The organism is Ohtaekwangia sp., assembly GCF_036786105.1.
Classification (GTDB): domain Bacteria; phylum Bacteroidota; class Bacteroidia; order Cytophagales; family Cyclobacteriaceae; genus Ohtaekwangia.
The window spans coordinates 98,497-122,021 of the sequence record NZ_DAIQRQ010000010.1 but is presented as its reverse complement, the minus strand read 5'-3'; the positions used below and the strand labels follow the sequence as shown (position 1 = coordinate 122,021).

Annotated in this window: 12 protein-coding genes; 10 read left to right on the top strand and 2 right to left on the bottom strand. The window is 44.3% G+C overall.

What is annotated here, in order from left to right:
* From V7Q33_RS07385 to V7Q33_RS07370, 4 genes are all read left to right on the top strand, one after another.
* Positions 1-1,587, top strand: a 1,587-nt coding sequence (locus V7Q33_RS07385) for a beta-galactosidase (protein WP_333819423.1), incomplete at its 5' end; no start/stop codon positions are given.
* A 14-nt stretch (positions 1,588-1,601) separates the two neighbouring features.
* Complete coding sequence (locus V7Q33_RS07380; protein WP_333819422.1) at positions 1,602-3,206, top strand: alpha-L-fucosidase; 1,605 nt, start codon at positions 1,602-1,604, stop codon at positions 3,204-3,206.
* A 184-nt stretch (positions 3,207-3,390) separates the two neighbouring features.
* On the top strand, positions 3,391-7,476 hold the full coding sequence (locus tag V7Q33_RS07375; protein ID WP_333819421.1) for a hybrid sensor histidine kinase/response regulator transcription factor: 4,086 nt from the start codon (positions 3,391-3,393) through the stop codon (positions 7,474-7,476).
* Between the two features lie 20 nt (positions 7,477-7,496).
* Positions 7,497-7,895, top strand: a complete 399-nt coding sequence (locus V7Q33_RS07370) for a hypothetical protein (RefSeq protein ID WP_331981302.1) — start codon at positions 7,497-7,499, stop codon at positions 7,893-7,895.
* A gap of 93 nt (positions 7,896-7,988) precedes the next feature.
* On the opposite strand, the gene V7Q33_RS07365 is transcribed toward V7Q33_RS07370, so the two are convergent.
* Positions 7,989-8,798, bottom strand: coding sequence for a LytR/AlgR family response regulator transcription factor (locus tag V7Q33_RS07365; RefSeq protein WP_333819420.1), 810 nt, complete (start codon positions 8,796-8,798; stop codon positions 7,989-7,991).
* Positions 8,795-11,680: a ligand-binding sensor domain-containing protein gene (locus V7Q33_RS07360; protein WP_333819419.1), complete on the bottom strand. Its 2,886-nt coding sequence runs from the start codon at positions 11,678-11,680 to the stop codon at positions 8,795-8,797. The genes V7Q33_RS07365 and V7Q33_RS07360 overlap by 4 nt, the downstream gene beginning before the upstream one ends.
* A gap of 351 nt (positions 11,681-12,031) precedes the next feature.
* Here V7Q33_RS07360 and V7Q33_RS07355 point away from each other — a divergent pair, with 351 nt between their 5' ends.
* The 6 genes from V7Q33_RS07355 (at position 12,032) to V7Q33_RS07330 (ending at position 23,509) form a co-directional block, all read left to right on the top strand.
* Positions 12,032-15,046 (top strand): SusC/RagA family TonB-linked outer membrane protein, encoded by a 3,015-nt coding sequence (locus tag V7Q33_RS07355; protein WP_333819418.1) that lies wholly within the window; start codon positions 12,032-12,034, stop codon positions 15,044-15,046.
* A gap of 35 nt (positions 15,047-15,081) precedes the next feature.
* Positions 15,082-16,704, top strand: coding sequence for a RagB/SusD family nutrient uptake outer membrane protein (locus tag V7Q33_RS07350; protein WP_333819417.1), 1,623 nt, complete (start codon positions 15,082-15,084; stop codon positions 16,702-16,704).
* 100 nt (positions 16,705-16,804) lie between these two features.
* A complete protein-coding gene (locus V7Q33_RS07345; RefSeq protein WP_333819416.1) occupies positions 16,805-17,773 on the top strand; it encodes a purple acid phosphatase family protein in 969 nt (322 codons plus the stop codon).
* Positions 17,763-19,970 (top strand): alpha-N-acetylglucosaminidase, encoded by a 2,208-nt coding sequence (locus V7Q33_RS07340; protein ID WP_333819415.1) that lies wholly within the window; start codon positions 17,763-17,765, stop codon positions 19,968-19,970. The genes V7Q33_RS07345 and V7Q33_RS07340 overlap by 11 nt, the downstream gene beginning before the upstream one ends.
* 4 nt (positions 19,971-19,974) lie before the next feature.
* On the top strand, positions 19,975-21,141 hold the full coding sequence (locus tag V7Q33_RS07335; protein ID WP_333819414.1) for an acyltransferase family protein: 1,167 nt from the start codon (positions 19,975-19,977) through the stop codon (positions 21,139-21,141).
* A gap of 13 nt (positions 21,142-21,154) precedes the next feature.
* On the top strand, positions 21,155-23,509 hold the full coding sequence (locus tag V7Q33_RS07330; RefSeq protein WP_333819412.1) for a GH92 family glycosyl hydrolase: 2,355 nt from the start codon (positions 21,155-21,157) through the stop codon (positions 23,507-23,509).
* Positions 23,510-23,525 lie beyond the last annotated feature (16 nt).

The following is a 23,525-nucleotide window of genomic DNA, read 5'->3' as shown; positions in this document are numbered from 1 at the left end:
GGTCATCCGGCATTGCTCGCGTTCGGTATAGACAATGAATCCGGCGATGGCAGAATATCATATTCAGAAACGGCAAGGCAACGGTATATCAAATGGCTGAGAAAAAAATACTCAACGATCGATCATCTGAATAACGCATGGGCTACACAGCGCTGGTCGCGCAGAATAGGGCAATTTGAAGAAATTGGATTCCCCGTATCGGGCTCAATTAATGGTGCACCCGAAAGAATGCTCGACTTCAGGCGTTTTGTTTCAGACGAGATCAACCAGCTTCTCTTCAAGGTTATGGATAAAGTAAACACGAATGCACCACGCGCATTGCTAAATACAAATGCATGGTACTATAGCTCATCAAAATATTTTGATTATACGCAGGTTGCATATTCAGGAAAAATGACGCGGGAAGGATGTGGCTTTTATCCGGGAGTATCACTAACTTCCAATTGGGGTCTTATCGATGCTCTGTTTGGCATAGCCCGCATACAATTTGAAAGTACAAATCCATTTTGGTGTAGTGAATTTACAACCATGACTGCTGTTCCTAACTCAATTCGAAAGTCAGCCTATGCCACACTTATGTATGGCAATCAGATGATTTGCGGCTGGACCTGGCAAAGCATGCAGGCAGGTGAAGAACAATATCTGCAGGGTATGCTCGACTGGGACGGTATACCGAACAGGAAGTACGATGAGTATAAAAAAATTGCAACCGAATTTAAGAAGATTGAAAAGTACTTTCCTTATAAACAACAAGCTGAAATAGCATTGGCGTTTTCATTTCCCAGCCAGATTGCAAGTAGTTATTTTCCGGAGCAACATCAGCAGCAGCTTCAAACTTGTTTTGATGCCATGTATTATAGAAACATGGATGCGCGTATAGTAGAAATAGCGAAAAGCCCTCTGAAATATAAAGTACTTTTCATTCCGGGCGTAGCGGTAATGGAAGAGGCCACTGCCACCAGAATACGCGAATTTGTAAAGAACGGAGGAACCATTGTGATGACCAGTAACTCGGCCATAGTAGATGAGACCGGGCAGGTATTTTCTTCAACCAGACCCGGATATTTAAATGATGTATTCGGAATACGTGTTGGAGGATTTGAAGAAACTGAAACACTTAATGAAATATCACGAAAATCATTTAAAGGCAAGCAGATGGAAGTTACCTATAAAGGAACACCCATTGTTATTGAATCTGCAAGATTCGATGTTATAGAGACGAAAGGCGCAGATGTTATTGGCAGCATTACCAGCGCAGATAAAGACTACCCGATTATCACCTCTCATAAATATGGAAAGGGGAACGCTATATATATAGGCCTTCCGGCCAAAATAAATTTGCTGAACCCGCTGGTTGAGGAGCTGATAAACGAGTTGTCTATAAAAAAAGGTCCAACTGTTCCTGGCGGTGTAATGGCACGGCAGATTGACAAAAATCACGTTCTGTATTTAAACGTAACCGGTGAGGCAAAAGAGATTCCTGTGAAAAGTAAATCACGCAGCCTTTTGCATGACAGAGACTACACCGGTAATTTTGTTCTCGCTCCTTACGAGCCTGAGTTTGTTGAAATAAATAATGGTCAATGATTAAAAGTATATATATGAAAGCTAATTCTCTACTGCTTTGTGTAACCATAATGCTTGGGTTTCAGCACGTATGTTTTTGTCAAACCAACAAGCCGGTTTTAGCTGCACAAGCTACAGATCATAAATTTGATGCCACGTGGCAATCGCTAAGGGAATACCGGGTGCCCGAATGGTTTCGTAACGCCAAGTTTGGAATATGGGCACACTGGGGGCCGCAATGCCAGCCAGAACAAGGCGACTGGTATGCAAGGGGTATGTATGAAGAGGGCAGCGATCAGTATAAATGGCACGTTGCCAATTATGGGCATCCTTCCAAAGCTGGTTTCAAAGAAGTGATCAACGACTGGAAAGCGGAAAACTGGGATCCTGAAAAGCTGGTAGCACTTTACAAACGCACAGGTGCACAATACTTCTTTGCCATGGCCAACCATCATGATAATTTAGACTTGTGGGACAGTAAATATCAGTCATGGAATTCTGTGCGCGTTGGACCGAAGAAAGATATTATTGCCGGATGGGCGCGGGCTGCTAAAAACAATAATCTTCCGTTCGGGTTAAGTATACATGCTTCACACGCCTGGATGTGGTATGAACCATCGCAAGGTTCTGATAAAAACGGTCCGTTCAAAGGAGTTCCCTACGATGGTAAACTTACCAGGGAGGATGGCAAGGGCACCTGGTGGGAAGGGCTCGATCCGCAAGAACTCTACGCGCAAAACCATGCTTTAAGTGTAGGCTGGCAATGGGACTGGGGCCAGGGCATATCTGTTCCATCACCTGAATACTGTACTAAATTTTACAACAGGGTTATTGATCTGATCGACCGATTTAATCCGGACTTGCTATATTTTGATGACACGGTTCTTCCCCTCTACCCGGTAAGTGATGTAGGGCTACAGATAGCAGCCTACTATTACAATCATAACCTGGCAACTCATAATGATCAGCTTAATGCAGTGCTGTTTGGGAAAATATTGAATGACGAGCAAAAAAAGTGTTTGGTGTGGGATATAGAGCGCGGTGCACCTGAGCAAATACAACCGCTTGCATGGCAAACATGCAGCTGCATTGGCCAGTGGCATTACAGACGATCGGTTTACGAAAAAAACGAGTATAAATCAGCAGCCGATGTAATACGCATGCTGATCGATATAGTGAGTAAAAATGGCAACCTGCTTCTGAATATACCGGTTCGCGGCGATGGAACAATAGATGAAAAAGAAGTAGCTATACTGGAAGATATAGCTGCATGGATGACTGTGAACGGCGAAAGCATTTTCGATACACGTCCGTGGGATATATTTGGCGAAGGTCCATCGGCGGAAGCTTCTAACCCTGTGAAAGAACAAGGTTTTAATGAGGGAAATCTCAAATACACTCCAAATGATGTTCGATTCACCAGGAAAGGAAATATTCTTTATGCTTCCGTGATGGGGGCTCCATCTGATAAAATTTTTATCAAGTCGCTTGGCAAAGGAAAAATCAGGATCAGGCGAATTGAAATGTTGGGAAGTGCAGAGAAGCTTTTGTGGAAACAAACTTCGAATGGGCTGACAATAGAAAAAATAAAAGCTCTGCCAAATAACATTGCTACAGTTTTTAAAATACAAACACAATAACAACCAACGGAAGATTGGAACACCGGACCGCTGTATATAAGCGGTATACATTCGGTGAGCCGGTATATTTCAAAACATCAGTATCATATCGTTTGAAATTATAGCTTCTGTTCAAATCCAGCACTCCATGGTACCGTCAAACCAAAAGCGTAGTATCTGGCATGTAACAGCATTTTTTTTATACATGCTGACTATCGGTTGCTTTGCCCAGGATTATCGGTTTATACATGTCGATGTACAACAGGGGCTGTCGCATAATTATGTGAAATGTATCTACAAAGACAAGACTGGCTTTGTGTGGATTGGCACCGAGTCGGGACTAAACCGCTTTGATGGTTATACTGCCACTGTGTTTCGAAACCAACCATCAGACTCTTCTTCTCTTTTTGATGATAACATTGACAAGCTCTTCGACATACCGGGTGGCAAAATGGGCGTTGGCACGTCTACTGGCCTTTGCACATATGATCCGGCAACGGAAAAATTTTCAACCGACCTTAGATTTCTCCAACACTTTTCTATTGCCGAACCCTGGAGACTAACCAATGTTGTGCACGACACTGCCGGTAACTACTGGTTTCTGTTAAGGGATAGCGGAATAATTTATTATAATGAAAAAACGGGGAAAGCAATCGCTATCAGGCATTCCGACAACGACTCCACAACAATTGCAAGCAATAATATTACCTCGCTTGTTGTGCAGAGCGATGACAGTTACTGGATTGCACATGCCAATGGAGTGATCGAAAATATAGTGTGGCGGGGCCAGCGCATGGCAGTGATAAAACGCATAACAGCCTTGCGCGCCAACTTCCCGCATAAAGACCGGTTTCACAATTGCGAGTTGATGCTGGATAACGATAAAGAACTGTGGTTTTATACGACCAGCACAAACCTTGGTGCCTTTTACCTGGATACAGATGAAAACAAGGTTTACCACCTGGGGAAGGATTCTCATCCTGTACAATTAAGCTCCGACCTGATCTCTGCCATTGTTCAGGATAACCGCGGCAACATTTGGCTTTCACATGGAAACAATGGAATAGATGTTCTGAACAAGAAAGACCTGTCGGTAAAGAATCTTTCGCATGTACCGGAGAACGACAGAACGCTAAGTCAAAATTCAGTGACTACCATGATCAAAGATAATGAGGGCGTAATCTGGGTTGGCACTTTCAAGAGAGGATTAAACTTTTACCATGAAAATACCATGAGGTTCCCGGTCTATAACCGGTACTCTAAATTACCTTTTGAGGATATAACATGTTTTGCCGAAGACAAATATGGAAATCTGTGGCTGGGTACAAACGGAGGCGGATTGATTTATTTTGACAGACAAAGCAAGAAGTTTACAGTATATAAGAATGATCCTGAAAATCCATCAAGCCTGAGCAGTAATTTTATAGTTGATTTATACCTGGACCACGAAGACAAGCTTTGGGTAGCAACATACCTGGGTGGATTAAACAGCTTTGATGGAAAGAAATTTACAAAGTATTTATACGATCCTTCTAACGCGAAAAGTATTTCAGACAATAGCGTATGGGAAATTTTTGAAGACTCGGAAGAGCAACTTTGGATTGGCACGCTGAATGGCGGTCTGAATATTTTTGACCGGAAGACAAAAACATTTAAAGAATATCTGAATCCCGATCGGATTGCACTCCGCTCAACCTATGTTTCTACCATTATAGAAGACACGGAAGGCAATATGTGGTTTGGAACTTCGCTTGGCATCGATGTGCTTATGCGGGCCACTAAAAAGATTGTTCATTTTGAACAAGACAAAAATAACCCTTCAACCATCCCTAACAATGCTATAACCTGTGCACTCAAAGATTCGAAAGGAAGAATATGGATCGGCTCACGGGGTGGGCTTAGTTTATGGCAACGTAAAAGTAACACGTTCACTAATTTTACCGAAAAGGATGGGCTGCCACATAATGTTATACTATCCATTGTTGAAGACAACACAGGAAGATTCTGGATTGGTACACCCAACGGGTTATCATGTGCCACCATCGATTCAAAAGAAGAAAGCCCAAGACTAGATTTCAAGAATTATTCGGATATAGATGGTTTACAAGGTAAACAGTTCAACGAAGATGCAGCATTGAAAACCAAAAGCGGAGAACTGGTATTTGGTGGCATCAATGGTTTTAACATCTTCAGACCAGACAATATAGGCTATAACAACAACGCGCCTCCTGTGGTTTTTACTGACTTTAAATTATTTGATCAAAGCGTTCGTCCTGGTTATAATAAAGCCGATAAGTTTACATTAACTTCAGCAATTACCACCAATCCTCCTATTGTATTAAATGCCAGTAACAACGTGTTCTCTATTCAGTTTGCAGCGCTCAATTTTATTCAATCGGCCAAGAATAAGTATAAATACAAGCTTGAAGGATTTAACGACCATTGGCTGAACGTAGATACAAAAGACAGGATTGTTACTTTTACGAATCTCGATCCGGGTGAATATATATTTCATGTCATTGCATCAAATAACGATAATATCTGGAATAACACGGGAGCGTCACTTCATATCAAAGTACTTCCTCCGTGGTGGAAATCCGAAACAGCATATATTATTTATCTGACCATTTTATTTTCAATTCTTTTACTGTCGCGCAAACTGGTTCAACAGAGAGAAAGGTTGAAGTTCGCCATCCGGCAACAGCATGAAGAGACCGCAAGAGCGCTGGAATTAGACCGGATGAAAACAAGGTTCTTTACAAATGTCAGCCATGAATTCAGAACTCCGCTTTCACTGATCATTTCTCCCCTGGAAAAACTCCGTGAACAGGCAGCTGACCCGGAACATCGTAAGCAACTCGATCTTATTCAAAGGAACGCAAAAAGGTTACTAAACCTGGTGAACCAACTTCTTGACTTTAGAAAAATGGAGGTTCACGATATCAAATTCAGGCCATCAGAAGGAGATATAATCAAATTTGTCAGGGAAACCGTTTACTCATTTTCTGACCTCTCTGAAAAGAAAGATATCAGGTTAACATTTGATTCAAACATATCGTCACTCGAAGCAATTTTCGATCATGACAAAGTGGAAAAAATACTATTTAATCTGCTTTCCAATGCTTTCAAGTTCACGATGAGTAATGGTAACATTTCGGTAACTGTACAGGTAAAAGATTCCGATGAAAACAACCTGGTTGAGATCAGAGTCAAAGATTCAGGAATTGGAATACCGCGTGAGAAACACGAATTAATATTCGAGCGTTTTTTTCAAAATGACTTACCCAACTCCATTATGAATCAGGGAAGCGGAATAGGCCTGGCGATAACAAAAGAATTTGTTCGTATACATGGCGGAAACATTTATGTTGAAAGTGAAGTTGAAAAAGGCAGCTGCTTTATTGTAGTATTGCCGCTGAAGAAATTAGTATGCGGTGTACACGAAACCGTAAATGCCCCTGTTATTTCAACACCTGCCGATGCAGTAGATTCAATCGAACCTTCATCGCAGAACAAGCCTGTTATACTGTTGGTAGAAGACAGCGAAGATTTTCGTTTCTATTTAAAGGATAATCTGAAAGCATCCTATTCCATTGTTGAAGCTTCTACGGGTGACGAAGGATGGGAAAAAACATTATTGCTATACCCGGACCTTATTGTATCTGACATTATGATGCCCGGAATGAATGGACTGGAATTTTGCAAGAAGATAAAGTCGGATCAACGAATATCTCACATTCCGGTAATTTTACTAACTGCCCGATCAGGAGAAGAGCAACGGCTTGAAGGTTTTGAAGTTGGCGCGGATGACTATATCCCCAAGCCTTTCAGCGTTCAGATATTAGAATCCAGGATAAGGAATCTGATTTCGCTGCGGCAGGAGCTGAACACACTATTTTCAAAAAAAGGTAGTATTAAAGCAAGCGATATCCAGATCACATCGCTTGATGAACAATTTCTCCGCAGATTTATTTCAACCATTGAACAAAACATTGACAATAGCGAGCTATCGGTGATTGACATAAGTCGCGAACTCGGAATAGGTCGCTCACAATTTTTCAGAAAAGTTCAAATGCTTACTGGCAAATCGCCATTGGAAGTGATACGTACTATACGACTGCAGCACGCAGCACAATTACTGGAAAAGAGTCAGCTGACAGTTTCTGAGGTTGCATATAAAGTAGGATTTAATAATCCAAAGTATTTCACCCGCTACTTTAAAGAAGTATATCACGTTCTGCCCTCGGCATACGCAAAAGGTAAAAGAGGAAACCAGGCAAACGGTTTGTAACAACACATCACCAGGAAGTAATGAAAAATCTTGTCACCAAAAATGCAAGGGTTCTATATGTTCCGGAACTGCGACTTGTTGAACTCAAGTGTGATGGATTTCTTAGCTATGAGGATGTGGCTACTGTGGCAGAGTATGCTCATAAAATGATTCAGTTTTACAAATTAACAAAGTGTATCGTTAATCTTCAGCACATCAGGAGATACGCTGCTGACTCGGAAGAATATCTCCGCAATATCTGGTACGGCAAACTTCTGCTGGCAGGTGTCCGCCAAATTGCCTTCGTTGTTCCGGAAGATGTTTTGGGAAGATATTCCATGGAACGCGTGCATACCAGTGATGCTGTAAAAAAAATCCGCCGGCATTATTTTAGCGATGAAGCGAGTGCCAAAGCGTGGTTAAGCAACCCCGAAGCGTAGTTTTGTATATACGAATCAGTAGGTGAAACACCTGGACCGCACAGATGGAAACGTGTTACTGTACCGGGGAATTATTTAACTGCATCGGGAAACTCAATCTGCCGAAGATATACCGGTTTGTTCGTCACTATTTTTAGAAGCACTCTTTATAGCACCAATGCTTTTGCTTTTTACACGATTCAAAAACTCATCGCGGTAGTTTTTGCCGATGCCAATGCTCTGCCCGTTTATGCGAACACAGTTTCCCTCTATGGCTTCGATCTTATTGAAGTTTACAATGCTGGAACGGTGCACTTGTATAAATTGGTCGCACGGTAAAATCTCCAGCAGGCTTTTCAGAGAGTGATAAATCGTGTAGCTCTCTGCTTCCAGCCAGATGCGCACGTATTCATGCAGGCTTTCTATATATAGTATATCCCGGAGATAAACCTTTACAATCATCTGCGATCCCGTTTTAATGAACAGGAAATCATCTTCCTTCGCCATGCGGGGAAGCTCTGCATTTTCGTCTTTGCGTTCTATGCCACGCGCCCGCATCTTCAGTCCGATCATATCGCGCACTTTATTCACCGCCAGCATGAAACGCTCAAAATATATAGGCTTTAACAGGTATTCAATCACATCCAGCTCATATCCCTCCAAAGCATGTTCCGAATACGCTGTGGTGATGATAATCTCCGGTTTGTGTTTAAGGGTGCGAATAAAATTTATACCGCTCAGCTCCGGCATGTTTACATCCAGAAACATCAGGTCTATCTTTTCTTCCTGTAGCAATTTCATGGCCTCAAAAGCACTTTCGCATTGGCCTACAAGTTCAAGAAAGGGAACTTTCCGGATATAGCCCTCCAGTAATTGGCGCGCCAGAAATTCATCGTCAATAATAAGACACTTGATAATCGTCAATCCAGTTTGAGTTTAAGTTCCACTTCAAATATACGTGTATTTTTCCCGAGGCGTAATGTATGCCGCCCCGCATATAGCAGGTTAAGCCTGTGTTTTACGTTTTTCAATCCAATGCCGGCATTTGTATCGTTGAGGGTCGTTTTTTCGCGAAATGAGTTACTGATCGAAAAGGTCAGCTCCTGCCCTTCTATGTGCACACGCATCTGTATAAACCCTTCGCCATTGAAATATATATCACCATGCTTAAAACTGTTCTCCAGGAAATTGATCAACAGCAGCGGAACAATGCGCAAGCCATCCGGATTACCTTCAATAGTAAATTCAGTATTCAGTTTGCGCGCACTCTTCAATTGGTTCAGGTCTATATAATTGTGCAGGTATTCAATTTCCTTTTGCAGCGGCACGCGGTCGGCTGTACAATCGTAGATCATGTAGCGCATCATCTCTGATATTTTTCCAACCATAGGTGCCGCGTTCTTTGAGTTTACCTGGCACAGGGCATATATATTGTTAAGGGTATTGAATAGAAAGTGTGGATTTACCTGGCTCTTGAGAAACGCCAGCTCGGTTTCAAGCTGAATGGATTTCAGGCTTTGTTCCTTTCGCACGGTTTCAATGCGCTTGCGATACAGCCAGATACCGGTTAACAGTACGCAGAATGCCGAGGCACAACGAAACCACCAGGTAGCATGAAAGGGCGGCTTGATAGTGATCCTGAGTCGCACCGGGTGAGGATTCCATATACCATCGCTGTTGGATGCTTTTACCTTAAAGTAATAAGTGCCCGGCTCCAGGTTGGTATAATTGGCGAAGCGTACATTGGCATTCCGGTATATCCAGTCATGGTCAAAACCTTCCAGCATATAGGCATACCGGTTCTTTTTCGGGTTAACAAAATGCAGTGCCACAAATTCAAATGACATTGAGCGCTGCTCGGAGGTTAGCGTAATCTCTTCCTGGTTTATTAACCGCTGATCGAGTTCATTCATATCAAATGTTTCAACCTCAGAAAGCGGCTTGTCAAAAACCTTCATGTGCGTGATGGCTACTTCCGGCACGATTGTATTATCCGGAACAAAATCGGGATGGAACCACGTAATACCATTGATACCGCCAAACATCATGACACCATCTTTATTCTGAAAAAAAGCATTCTCGGTAAATTCATTACTTTGAAGCCCATCACTCTCATCGTAGTTGCGGAATATTTTCCGTTTTGGATCAAAACGCGCTATACCCTTGGTTGTGCTGAGCCATAAAAAACCATGTCGGTCTTCCAATATACCATACACCAGGTTGCCCGGTAATCCTTCATTAACCGTGTAGTTTGTAAATGATTTTTTTGCAGGATCAAATTCACATAAACCATCAGATGTAGCCAGCCAGATGCGATCGTTACTATCGCGCATGACATCAAATATATTGTTGGATGGTAAGCTGTTGGCAACGCCCGGCTCGGAGCGAATTGTAGTAAAACTTCCGCTGGCCTTATTATACACAGTCATTCCCTTCTCTCCTACTGCAAGCCACAAATCGCGATCGTCATCCAGCAGCAGTTCACGTACATTCTCAATATCAAAGCTGGTTACGTGGGAGGAATCGCGCGAGTATACAGTATATTGGTTTGTGGCGGGATCGAGGTTCAATACCACATCCCATCCGGCCATCCACACCGTATTGTTGGCTCCGCCTTTAAAAGAATATACCCGCATTTTTTCAGACGGTATACCAAGTGGTTTATGCTGTTCAAAATCATCGGAATGCTCACGGTAAATACTGAATCCGGTATAATGCCCCACCCATAATTTATCAGCAGCATCCGTCCATAAGGCCCGCACGAAGCGATGTCCCAGGCTGTTTGCGTTTTCAGGGGCGGGTTTATAGAGTGTAGCCGTAACATGATCTTTCTCAATCTTCAGCAAGCCCTGTTCGTTAGTACCTGCCCATATCCTACCCTTGCTATCTTCCAGTATAGCGCGTATGGTTCCCATCGCAAATGGTTTTTGCTGTATCTGCACATCATGGATATTACCAAATTTATAGCGAAACTTCGAGTACGTATAGACACCGCTGTTCTTGGTGCCAATCCAGATCACGTTCGAACGATCTTCAAACACATCATAGATCTCTTCACTATTGATATGTTTGTATTTATCCTGCTCGCGAAGATGGCTGGTAAATATATAGCGACCTTTCTGTACTATGGCTGTAAATAGCCCTTCAAAGCGCGTAGCAATCCAATAGCGTCCATCAGAGTCGCGGAGGATTTTGCGAATGCGAATGTTGCTGGAAGTATAATTACTGTTCAACTCCTGCAGGTATTGGTCAAAGGCCGTGAGCAGGCCTTTATTTGCTTCGCGCTTTTGCCGGTTCAAAAGAGCGGTATCAATTTTATTCAGTACTTCAAAGGTATCTTTTGCAGCATTGTATTGTACACGATAGCCCAGCTCCGACACTATATATAGCCCATGGCGATTTATACAGATGGTATCCGGTATCTCCAATTCGTGACCGGATATTTTATCGAGGTAATATGTAAAAAACGCCCCACTACGGGGATCATAGCGATTCAGTATACTGCTAAACTCGTCATACAACCAGAGTTGGTGTACAGTATCTTCCAGTATATGGGTGATCCGGTTGTTCGACAGACTGTTTGTTTTGAGTTTATCATGCTTGTAAACGTGAATATCATAACCATCAAACCGGTTAAGGCCGTCCAGCGTACCCAGCCAGATCATACCATGGCTATCCTGGAAAATATTATATACCGAATTGCTCGAAAGTCCTTCGGCAATACTCATGCGATCAAAATGCAAATCCTGCGCATGCATAACCTGCAACAGCAAAAGAAAAAGTAATATCGTTAACAATCTTTTCACACTGGCATCCTGCATATATACCTATAAATGCTTACTCCCCGTTGCGTAACCACCGCAACACAAATTGCGGTGATTCTTTCAGAGAGTAAATCCATCGCTTCATCCCCTGAATATATCCGTTCGGTGAATATTTTTTATATGATCAATATTTTCATTTAAATCTGTAATAACCGCAGTGGTACAATTCGGATGAAATGTATAACACTTCGTTAACAGAAAAAAGCGCTACCGGTAAAATGGACACCTCTTTAGTATATACATAACGCATTGCAACAAAGAGGCTGATGCAGGCAGCAACTCTTCATTATAACCCGAAAAAAAATTCAACCTATACAAAACCTAATAATGCTTATGAAAAAATACTACAGATGGATGATCCTCCTGTTTCTGTTGGCCGGGTTGCCGCACACATGGGTGCTGGCACAGGATTCCCGGCAGGTAAAAGGCAAGGTTACATCAAGTGAGGGACCGCTGCCCGGTGTATCGGTAATTGTGAAAGGAACAACAACCGGTACCTCTACAGATGTAAACGGAGAGTATATTATTTCGGTAGAAGGTGCCAACCCTACGCTGATCTTTTCCTTTGTCGGGTTCGTTCCCGAAGAAGTATCCTTAGCGGGCCGAACGACTGTTGATGTGCTGCTCAAGGAAGATATTGCAACGTTGGGTGAAGTAGTTGTGGTGGGATATGGTACACAATCGAAGAAGAACCTTGCCAGCGCCATTACCAATGTAAAGCCGGAAGATATGAACAAAGGTGCCATTACCGATGTAGCACAACTTCTGCAGGGCAAGATACCGGGCGTAAACATCTCTGCCAGCGGCGATCCTAACGTAAAGGCTGCTGTCATTATTCGTGGTGCCTCTACGCTGAACAGTTCTCAAACACCGCTTTATGTTATTGATGGAATTATCGGTGCCGATATATCCATTGTAGCACCTGATGATATAGCTGCTATTGACATACTCAAAGATGCATCGGCTACGGCTATCTATGGTAACCGGGCTTCCAACGGTGTGATTATGATCACAACGAAGCGCGGAAAAAAAGGACAGACGCAGGTAACCTATAGCAGTTATGTTGGCGTTGAGAAAGTATCGCATCGGTTAAAGATGATGGACGCCAATCAACTCAGAAGTTTTCTTTCTGGTGCTGGTCTGGCATTGTCACCAAACGATGATCTCGGAGCCAACACTGACTGGCAGAAAACAGTTGAGAAAAAATCGGCAGTATCGCACAATCACAACATCTCCTTCAGTGGTGGCACCGAGCACAACACCTATAGTGCAAGTGTAAACTATTCTTACAAAGATGGTATACTTCCCAAGAGCTCGCTAAGCCGCGTGATTGCACGTCTTGCCATGGATCAATATGCATTTAATGACAAAGTAAAGTTTGGTGTTAACCTGAACTATTCCACAAACAATGCTTCCAATACTCCGTTGCGTAACAATGTATTGCAACAAATGATCTATCGCCTGCCGGTATCACCAGTACGCGATGCCAGTGGCAACTATTTTGAAAACCTCTCCACCGGTTCTTATTTCAACCCGATGGCAATGATCGACCATGCGAAAGATGAAACGAAATATACCACGTTGGTGGGCGGTTTCAACACGCAGGTAAAATTACCATTTAGCCTTACATACGATATTAATCTCTCTTACCAGAATGAAAACTCGCTGCACGGAGAAGCATACGACAGTTATTATTCAAGTGTATATGGAGGTGTAAATTTTTACAACAATCCTGAACCGCCTCTCACGCATACACTGCTAAATTTTGGAACGAACGGTACTGCACTGCGCAACACATATCAAACCACCCGAAAAATACTGGAAACGTTTTTCACCTGGAATAAAACAATAGGCGATCACGACTTCAATGCCGTGCTTGGTTATTCTTATCAGGGCAGTGAAGTAGGCGATGGTTTCCAGGTAACCAGTACGAACTTCGCGGTAGACAACATTGGTTATTCCAACTTCGCACTCAGCAATCCGTATGCTGTATCTTCTTACCGGATAAACTTTGGTAATGATCTTACGTACTACAAGACTAAACTGATCTCTGATTTCTTCCGTGTAAATTATAACTATAAAGATAAATACCTCTTCCAGGGATCGATTCGCAGAGATGGCAGTTCTGTATTTGGTACGAATCACCAGTGGGGTTACTTCCCATCTGTAGGTGTAGCGTGGCGCCTCATCGAAGAGAATTTCATGAATACGCAAGGTATATTTACCGATCTGAAAATACGAGGCAGTTATGGTGTAACCGGCAACTCATCAGGCTTCAATGCCTATACATCCCAATTTATCATGGGAAGCCAGGGTACATTTTACTACAACGGCAAACAATTTGCAGCCTATGGCCCCACACAAGCTTCGAATCCTGACTTGCGCTGGGAGAAAACAGCGACCACCAACGTGGGTCTTGACTTTGGTCTTCTCGGTAACAAGCTAAACGGTACCATTGAGTGGTATAATAAGAATACAACAGGTATGATCTATTCGTATACCGTTGATCCCATACTGGTGCCGGCAGGTTCGATCGTGGCTAATGGCGGAAGCATCAACAATAAAGGTATTGAATTATCACTGAACGCTTCTCCTTTAAAAGCGGGAGACTTTGCCTGGAATACCGGATTAAACCTGGCGCACAACGTTAACACGATTACAAGCTTATCAAATCCATTGTTCACCGGTGGCGACTCGGTTCGGTACTCGCAACCGGATGGTGCAGGACAAACGGGTGGTACCTTACAGATACTAAAGACAGGCAAGCCGCTCGGACAATTCTTTACGCAACAGTATGCCGGTAAAGACGAGAATGGTGTATCGCAATACGTAGACAAAAATGGAAACCTGACTACCAGCATAGCTACCGATAACTATCACTATGTGGGAAGTCCACAGCCCAAGTTGCTGATGGGTTGGACAAACACGTTTACCTACAGGAACTTTACCCTGAATGTATTTTTCCGTGGTGTATTTGGCAATAAAATATTCAACGTAACGCGGGCCGACCTTTTCAGGCCCACCACAGCACAATATACCAACGTGTTGCAGGAAGTATCAGGCGAAACGCAGGCGAACTCCAAAGCCTATATATACTCATCGCGCTTTATCGAAAACGGAAGTTATGTGCGTCTTGACAACGCAACGCTGGCCTATAATTTCAAGATCACCAATAATTATATTAAGTCGCTCCGCATTTATACTTCGGTGAACAATGCTTTTGTAATCACCAAATACAAAGGTATCGATCCGGAGATCAATCAGGGTGGTACAGCACTGGGCGTAGACTCGAATAACTTCTATCCGAAAACACGCACATTCCTGCTTGGTCTAAACGTTTCCTTCTAATGCCCGTGTTAAACGAAGTAAAATCATTTCAACGCATGAAACATTTCATACCCTATATATTCATCTTCTGTATGGCTGCGGGATTGATCGCCTGCCATGACCTGGACGAACCTGCCACCACAGAATTAACACCGGATGTATTCCCGAAAGACTCGCTGCAATTTGTAGCGGTAAAAGGAACGGCCTATGCGGCCCTGCGCGGTAATTATTCCCTGGATTACTGGTTTATGCAAAGTCTGAGTACAGACGAAGCTATACTTCCTGCACGCGGAGGCAACTGGTACGACAACCAGAACTACATGATGCTGCATTATCACAGCTGGACAAAAGATCATGGCTGGACAAACGGTTGCTGGAGCTGGCTATCACGCGTAATTGGTACTACCAACCAGGCTATATCGATATTGAAAACATCCGAGCCTGACACCTATTACTCCAAGAAGAATGATATGGCTGAGCTTAGGATGGTACGTGCATTTGCTTACTTTATGATGATGGATCTGTATGGCAACGTTCCGCTGGACACGGTGTATGGAGATTTCACACAACACCCGACTATATCGCGTGCACAAGTATTCAACTTTATTGAATCAGAAGTAAAAGCAGCTATACCAAATTTAAGCAGCGCTACAGGAAACACTACCTATGGATTGATGACCAAATATGCTGCGTATGCACTGCTCGCCAAAATGTATCTCAATGCATCGATATATACCGGCACTGAACGCAACAACGACTGTATAGCCGCGTGTGATTACCTGATCTCTTCCGGTAAATTTTCGCTGGCCCCGAGAAGTACATATCTCAAAATGTTTTACCCGGACAATGGCCCGGCCACACCGGAGTTTATTTTTGCTATTCCGTACGATCCAACGGCTTCTGCATCCAGCGGAACCAACGGATATATGTATCACGCACGTTACGATGTACCGCGTTCGCTGAAAGCCAAATTCAATCTGCCGTTCACACCCAGCGCACCGGAGAGTACACTGCCGGAGTTTTATGCATACTTTGAAGATGATGCGAACGATATCCGCAATCAGCAATGGCTCACCGGCTTGCAATACATGAACGATGGTGTTACCCCCGTAACCGTAACTACGACCAACCAGGGATATGATTACACCTATAACGGTGGTAATCCATCAGGTTCTTATACCTATCAGGTAAACCTCACACCTGCTATTATTCTCCGATACGATCCCAACAACTTCGATCTGGGCAACGATGAAATTGCCTGGAACATGGGCTATCGCAACATCAAATTTTATCCGGATGCAACCTCCACCAGCCGCAATCAAAACAACGATGTTCCGGTATTCCGTTACGCTGATATTATATTGATGAAAGCGGAAGCTATACTTCGTGGCGGTACACCTACGTTGGGCGATCAGGCACTTACACTGGTCAATCAACTACGCGCCAACCGCACTACCAGTGGCGATCTGGGCAGTGTTGATTTGCAGTTTATTTATGAAGAACGTGCCCGCGAATTTGCGTGGGAAGCATGGCACAGAAATGACATGATTCGCTTTGGAACCTATGAGCAAAGTTGGGGCTTCAAGACAGATGCTGATCCGCACAAACGTCTTTTCCCGATTCCTACTATTGCGCGCAGACTCAATACGCAATTACAACAAAATGAGGGCTATCAATAGAATTTGATTGGTTGCGGGGGACGTGGCGTTTGAGCCATGTCCCCTTTTTTTTAACAACGCATACGCTACTGTACAGGCTGTTCCCTATCTTTCATGCATCATGAAACATCGGTCTCATCTACACATTTCACTTGTTTGTTTACTCTTTATATCTTCTTATGTCCACAGCTACGCGCAACGGGTTGAAAAACACCTTACCGGTAAAACGGTAGAAGGCCTTTTGAAAGAAGAAGGCGCACTTCCCTTTCTTGTATTGGGCGATTGGGGCCGCAATGGTCAGGGTTGCCAGCAGGATGTTGCCGATTGGATGGGCATTGCAGCCAATCAGATAAACGCAAGATTTATTATTTCTACCGGCGATAACTTCTATTGCTGCGGCGTAGCAAGTACAGACGATTATCAATGGATAAGCTCTTTTGAAAATATATACCGGAGCCATTCGTTGCAGATACCCTGGTTCAATACACTGGGTAATCACGACTATGAAGGCAACCTTCAGGCACAAATTGACTACAGCAAAAAAAGCCAGCGGTGGAAAATGCCGGCGCAGTATTATACCATCGCCTGGAATGATATACGGTTCGTATTCATAGACACCAATCCATTTATTCCCGATTATTATGAGGGCAACCGGAACAAGAATATTCTTAAACAGGATACGCTCCGTCAATTACAGTGGATGGACAGTGTGCTGGCAGCTTCGAAAGAAAAATGGAAAGTTGTAGTAGGCCATCATCCGGCTTACTCTGCTGGCGATCATGGCGGTGAAGCATCGCTGCAAACCAAACTTATACCTCTGCTCGAAAAGCATCATGTACAAATATACTTTGCAGGGCACGACCACAGTCTGCAGAGTTTACAAAACGGGAAGAGTTCTGTTCACCAACTGGTTTCCGGTGGAGGGGCAGAATATACCCCTGTACGCGCAAAAGATCCCCTTGTAAAATTTGCCAAAAGTACGTGTGGCTTTATGGCCATATCAGCAAAAGAAAAAACCATGCTGATCACCTTCATTGATGCTACCGGAAAAATACTCTACAAAGAATCGATTAACCGTGATGAAAAATAAACGATGGTACTTGTTTCTCCTGTTGTTCCCCTGTGTAACCGGGAAAGCACAGGTTGACCTGAAATCTGCGGAAGCGCTGATCAAACGCGTTATTCCCCAACATGCCTCGCATTTTCGTGCAGAAGCGCTGAGTACCTCTGCTCCAGCGGACGTTTTTGAAATTGAGAGCCGGAAAAATACAATTATACTGCGGGGAAATAATGGCGTTGCCATTGCCTCTGCACTGTATTATTACCTGAAAGAATACACCCATTGCCAGATCACCTGGAATGGCACGAACCTGAAGCTGAGCCAGAAGCTTCCGGCAGTGCCGGCAAAGATTCGCAGAACATCGCCCTATACCTATCGCTACTATCTTAACTACTGTACCTTCAATTATAGCATGAGCTGGTGGGACTGGGCTCGCTGGGAAAAAGAAATTGACTGGATGGCACTGCATGGCATCAACCTGCCGCTGGCGATTACCGGGCAAGAGTATATCTGGCACGAAGTATACCGATCGCTTGGCTTCACGGAAGAAGACCTGAAAACATTTTTCTGCGGTCCCTCCTATTTCGCCTGGTTCTGGATGGGTAACCTCGATGCGTGGGGCGGACCGCTTCCACAACACTGGATGGAAAGTCATCGTGATCTGCAGCAACAGATTGTGGCGCGTGAAAGAGCCCTCGGCATGAAACCCGTGCTGCCTGCTTTTACCGGGCACGTGCCGGCAGCCTTCACAAAATTATACCCAACGTCTAAACTGAAGAAGACCAATTGGGGAAATGACTTTGACGACACCTATATATTGGATACGGAAGATCCGATGTTTGCCACACTCGGCAAAAAATTTCTCGAAACACAAACGAAGTACTATGGCAACAGCCATCTATACTCTGCGGATACATTTAATGAGAACGAGCCTCCTTCCGATGATCCGGATTACCTCGCATCGCTCAGCAAAAAAGTATATGAAGGCATGCGCAGTGCAGACCCCGATGCTACCTGGGTAATGCAAGGATGGCTGTTTTATAGCGACCGAAAGTTCTGGAAAGGTCCGCAGATAAAAGCTTTGCTCGATGCCGTACCGAACGATCACATGCTGTTGCTCGATCTTGCCACAGAGATTGAACCTGTATGGAAACGTACTGAAGCATTTTATGGCAAACCGTGGATCTGGAACATGCTGCACAACTTTGGCGGCAACATCAGCATGTTTGGTCGCATAGAAGGTGTAGCCAAAGGACCATCGCAGGCGTTACATGATTCTGCCTCGGGACAAATGAAGGGCATTGGACTTACCATGGAAGGTATCGAACAAAACCCGGTGCTGTACGAACTGATGACCGATCACACCTGGCGCGATCAGGATATAGTACTTGATGCCTGGTTGCCAGAGTATATATTGAATCGCTATGGCAGCAAAGATGCGCATGCACTGAAAGCCTGGCAAATATTGCGAACCACAGTATATAATGGCAAAGATATACGCGATGGCGCCGAATCTATTATCGCTGCACGACCAACCTTTGAATCCGGAAGGCGATGGGCGAAAACCACTTTAAATTACCCTGCGGAATCGTTGCTTCCGGCGTGGGACGAATTGATGCAGGCTATACCGGCCTGCAAAGATTACGATGGATTTCAATATGACCTGGTAGATGTTACGCGGCAGGTGCTTGCCAACTATGCATTGCCGCTGCATCAATCCATCGCAGAACTATATATCCGTAAAGATACCATTGGCTTTGCGCGCGAAACGGAAAAATTTATTCAACTGATCGATGACCTTGATCGCCTGCTCGCCACGCGTAAAGATTTTCTTCTTGGTAAATGGCTCGAAGATGCAAGGCGTTGCGGCATTACCAAGGAAGAAAAAGATTTGTATGAACAGAATGCACGTAATCTGATTACGCTCTGGGGTGGTGCCGGTAACAGACTTCACGAATACTCCTGTCGTCAGTGGAGCGGACTGCTGAGCGATTTTTATAAGCCTCGGTGGCAGCAATTTTTTCAGCAAAGAATAATAGCCGCACGGCAGCGGCAGCCTTTCGATCAACAACGTTTTGATGAAGGCATCAAAGCATGGGAATGGCAATGGGTTACAGCGCACACCCATTTTCCTGAACAGACCACCGGTAATTCAATAGACGTTGTGCAGCAACTATATCAACAATATCGCGCTGCAATCGAGGCATCGTATAGTACGATGAAATAAGATCATGGAAAAACAAATTCAACCGATACAGTCACCGGCAGCGTTGCAGGGCAAAGAACGATTTCTGTCGCTTGACGTTTTTCGCGGCATTACTATATGTTTAATGATTATCGTTAACTCTCCTGGTAAAGGCGCTGCGCTATATCCTTACCTGGTGCATGCCCGGTGGTTTGGGTTTACCTTGGCCGATCTCGTATTTCCTTCGTTTCTGTTCGCGGTGGGAAATGCCATGAGCTTCTCTATTCGTCAGCCGGAGCTTATTTCATCTCAAACATTCCTGCTCAGAATATTCAAGCGCACGGCACTGGTGTTCCTGATTGGCTACCTCATGTATTGGTTTCCGTTTGCAGCACAGCAGGCCGATGGTTCATGGGTGGCAAAACCGTTTAGCAGCACCCGGGTAATGGGTGTATTGCAACGCATTGCGTTAGCCTATTGCTGTGCTGCACTATTGGTACAATACCTCTCGCGAAATGCAGTTTTATGGATTTCAGCCGGTATACTCTTACTATACTGGGCATTGCTATACCTGTTCGGAACACCCGGCGAAGAATTGACTATGGGTGGTAATGCCATTACGAGACTGGATGTATTTCTGCTGGGAGAAAACCATATTTATAAGAAAGACGCTATACCGTTCGACCCGGAAGGCATACTCAGCACCTTACCAGCCATCGTCAATGTACTGGGGGGATATATAGCCGGTATATTTATTCAGCAGAAAGGGAAGACATACGAATGTCTCACGCGGTTGATGATTGCTGGCGTAATATTCATTTCCCTGGCCCTGTGGTGGAACCTTGTATTCCCTATTTCCAAAAAATTATGGACAAGCCCGTTCGTTCTTTATACCATTGGCATTGATGTGCTGATGCTTGCTGTGTTAATCTATTTTATAGAGATACAAAAGCAAACCGCAGGAGTATATTTCTTCAACGTATTTGGAAAGAACTCCCTGTTTGTATATCTGCTTTCGGAGCTGGCCTACGTTGTTCTGGTAACCATTAAACTTCCATCGGGGCAATCGGTATTTGAGTGGATCAGTAAAGCTATTTTTCAACAGGTTGCCCCCGGTCCTTTCGGATCGTTACTTACCGGCATCTGGTTTATGCTCATGTGCTGGCTGGCAGGCTGGTGGCTCGACAAGCGCAAGATATATATCCGCATCTGAGTTATACTAAAGAATGGAACTACAAGACATGGTTATGGGCAAACGAAGGTATATACTGCCCCTTCTCGCATTACTCGCAATTTATTCGTCTGCGCAGCAACGCCCTGTAGACAAAGTATATCCGCTACTGGATGCGGCCAACAGCCGGTGGTTTTATTTTTCATCGGCATGCCGCCCTTTCGGAATGGTGAATCTTTTTCCGGATACAAACATCGGTGGCGAATGGGATAGCGGGTATCGCTATGCCCAGGATACCATTCTTGGTTTTACGCACATTCATGAATGGCAACTGGCAGGAGTTTCCGTTTTGCCGGTAACATTTACAGAAGATACCGAAGCAGCTATACTACAGAGTAAAGGCTCACATTTCACCCACGACAATGAAGTTATAAAACCTGGTTATCATGCCGTAACACTCAATCGCTATAACATTCGTGCAGAGTTAACGGCATCCAATCGTGTTGGCTTTCATCGATATCAGTTTCCGTCCACCGGTACCCCGGGGGTTGTGTTTGAGTTGGGCGGCTACCTCGGTCCTTCTGATATGTTGCGGGGAGGTTTTCGTCTGGTTAACGATCATGAGATACAAGGCTACGTGGTAAACGGCCCAACCATGCGCAGGCCCAAAGAATGCCCGGTATATTTCGCTGCTGCCTTCGATCGAAAGATACAGTCCGTAGTGCTATACCAGGAAGGCAAGATTACACGCAACCTGTCGCATTGGGATGGCACCCATGGAAAGATACTGGTGATATTGGAGCCGGTGACCACCCCTATTGTACAAATGAAAGCTGGTATATCCTTTACAAGCGAAGCTGGCGCTGCAAAAAACAGGGATATAGAAATACCGCACTGGGATTTTAATGCTGTTGAAAAACAGGCCGATCTGCAATGGAATGAGATGCTGAGTCGTATTGCCATTGAAGGAGGAACGGCTGAGCAACAGCAACGTTTTTATACCGACCTGTGGCGGTCTATTCAGGGACGCAGAGTCATCAGCGATGCCGATGGAAAATATACCGACCTCACCGGCAAGGACAAAACAATCCGACAGTTGCCGTTGGGCAAAGACAAGAAGCCTTTGTTTAATATGTATAACTCCGATGCCTTCTGGGGTGCACAGTGGACGCTCAATACACTCTGGCAACTGGTATACCCGGAAGTAGCCCAGGAGTTTTGCAATTCATTTTTGGAGTACTATAAAAATGGTGGACTTATACCGAGAGGTCCGTCCGGTGGAAACGATACATTTGTAATGACGGGGGCATCATCAACACCGTTCTTTGTAAGTGCCTGGCAAAAAGGTATACGTGGCTTTGATATAAAACTCGCGTACGAAGGATTGCGAAAGAATCACATGCCGGGTGGCATTATGGGCAAGGCCGGATATGAACATATAACCTCTATAGGTGGTGGCATAAAAGCTTATATTGAGAAAGGCTATGTGCCCTACCCGCTTACTCCAGGCCGAAAATATGGCCAGCATGAAGACGGAGCCGGTATGACGATGGAATATGCCTACCAGGATTGGACGCTTGCACAACTGGCGAAAGCTCTTCATAAAGAAAATGACTATCAGCTCTTTCTGAAACGTTCATTCAATTACAGGAACCTGTATAATCCCGCATCGCGCTTTATTCAGCCGAAAGATTCAGCAGGTGCATGGAAAGAACCATTTGATCCTCTGCTTTACGACAATGGTTATATAGAAGGTAATGCTGCACAGTTTACCTGGTTTGTGCCGCACGATCTGAAAGGACTCTTTCAATTGATGGGTGGCAACGATTCTGCTGCAATACGCCTTAACAAACAATTCGAACTTTCTGCCTGGCATCGCTTCTGTAATGAACACCCCGAAGAAAAACCCAAGTTTGTAAACAACAAACGCACCTGGCTTAATTACTCCAACCAACCCGCCATGCAGGTAGCCTATATTTTTAACTACGCCGGTAAACCCTGGCTAACGCAATACTGGAGCCGCGAAGTAGTGAACCAGGTGTTTAGCGGATTGTCGCCCTATACCGGCTATAGCGGAGAAGAAGACCAGGGATTGATGGGAAGCCTGAGCGTGCTGATGAAGCTCGGTATATTTCAAATGACCGGTGGCTGTGAGGAAGATCCTTACTATGAAATTGGCAGCCCTATATTTGATGCTGTTACCATACAACTCCATCCGGCATTTTACCCAGGCAAGACTTTTCGCATTACTTCACAGCACAATAGCAGCGCCAACCGCTATATACAATCTGCTGTGCTGAATGGTAAATCACTTCTATCGTTTCGCTTCCGTCATAGCGAATTAATAAAGGGAGGAAGTCTCTCCCTGGAAATGGCTGATGCCCCGAATCACAACTGGGGAATTGAATAGTCATAAAAAATCCACA

Coding starts and splice junctions, on each gene's coding strand:
- V7Q33_RS07380 (WP_333819422.1), top strand. CDS start 1,602: ATGAAAGCTAATTCTCTACTGCTTTGTGTAACCATAATGCTTGGGTTT.
- V7Q33_RS07375 (WP_333819421.1), top strand. CDS start 3,391: ATGCTGACTATCGGTTGCTTTGCCCAGGATTATCGGTTTATACATGTC.
- V7Q33_RS07370 (WP_331981302.1), top strand. CDS start 7,497: ATGAAAAATCTTGTCACCAAAAATGCAAGGGTTCTATATGTTCCGGAA.
- V7Q33_RS07355 (WP_333819418.1), top strand. CDS start 12,032: ATGAAAAAATACTACAGATGGATGATCCTCCTGTTTCTGTTGGCCGGG.
- V7Q33_RS07350 (WP_333819417.1), top strand. CDS start 15,082: ATGAAACATTTCATACCCTATATATTCATCTTCTGTATGGCTGCGGGA.
- V7Q33_RS07345 (WP_333819416.1), top strand. CDS start 16,805: ATGAAACATCGGTCTCATCTACACATTTCACTTGTTTGTTTACTCTTT.
- V7Q33_RS07340 (WP_333819415.1), top strand. CDS start 17,763: ATGAAAAATAAACGATGGTACTTGTTTCTCCTGTTGTTCCCCTGTGTA.
- V7Q33_RS07335 (WP_333819414.1), top strand. CDS start 19,975: ATGGAAAAACAAATTCAACCGATACAGTCACCGGCAGCGTTGCAGGGC.
- V7Q33_RS07330 (WP_333819412.1), top strand. CDS start 21,155: ATGGAACTACAAGACATGGTTATGGGCAAACGAAGGTATATACTGCCC.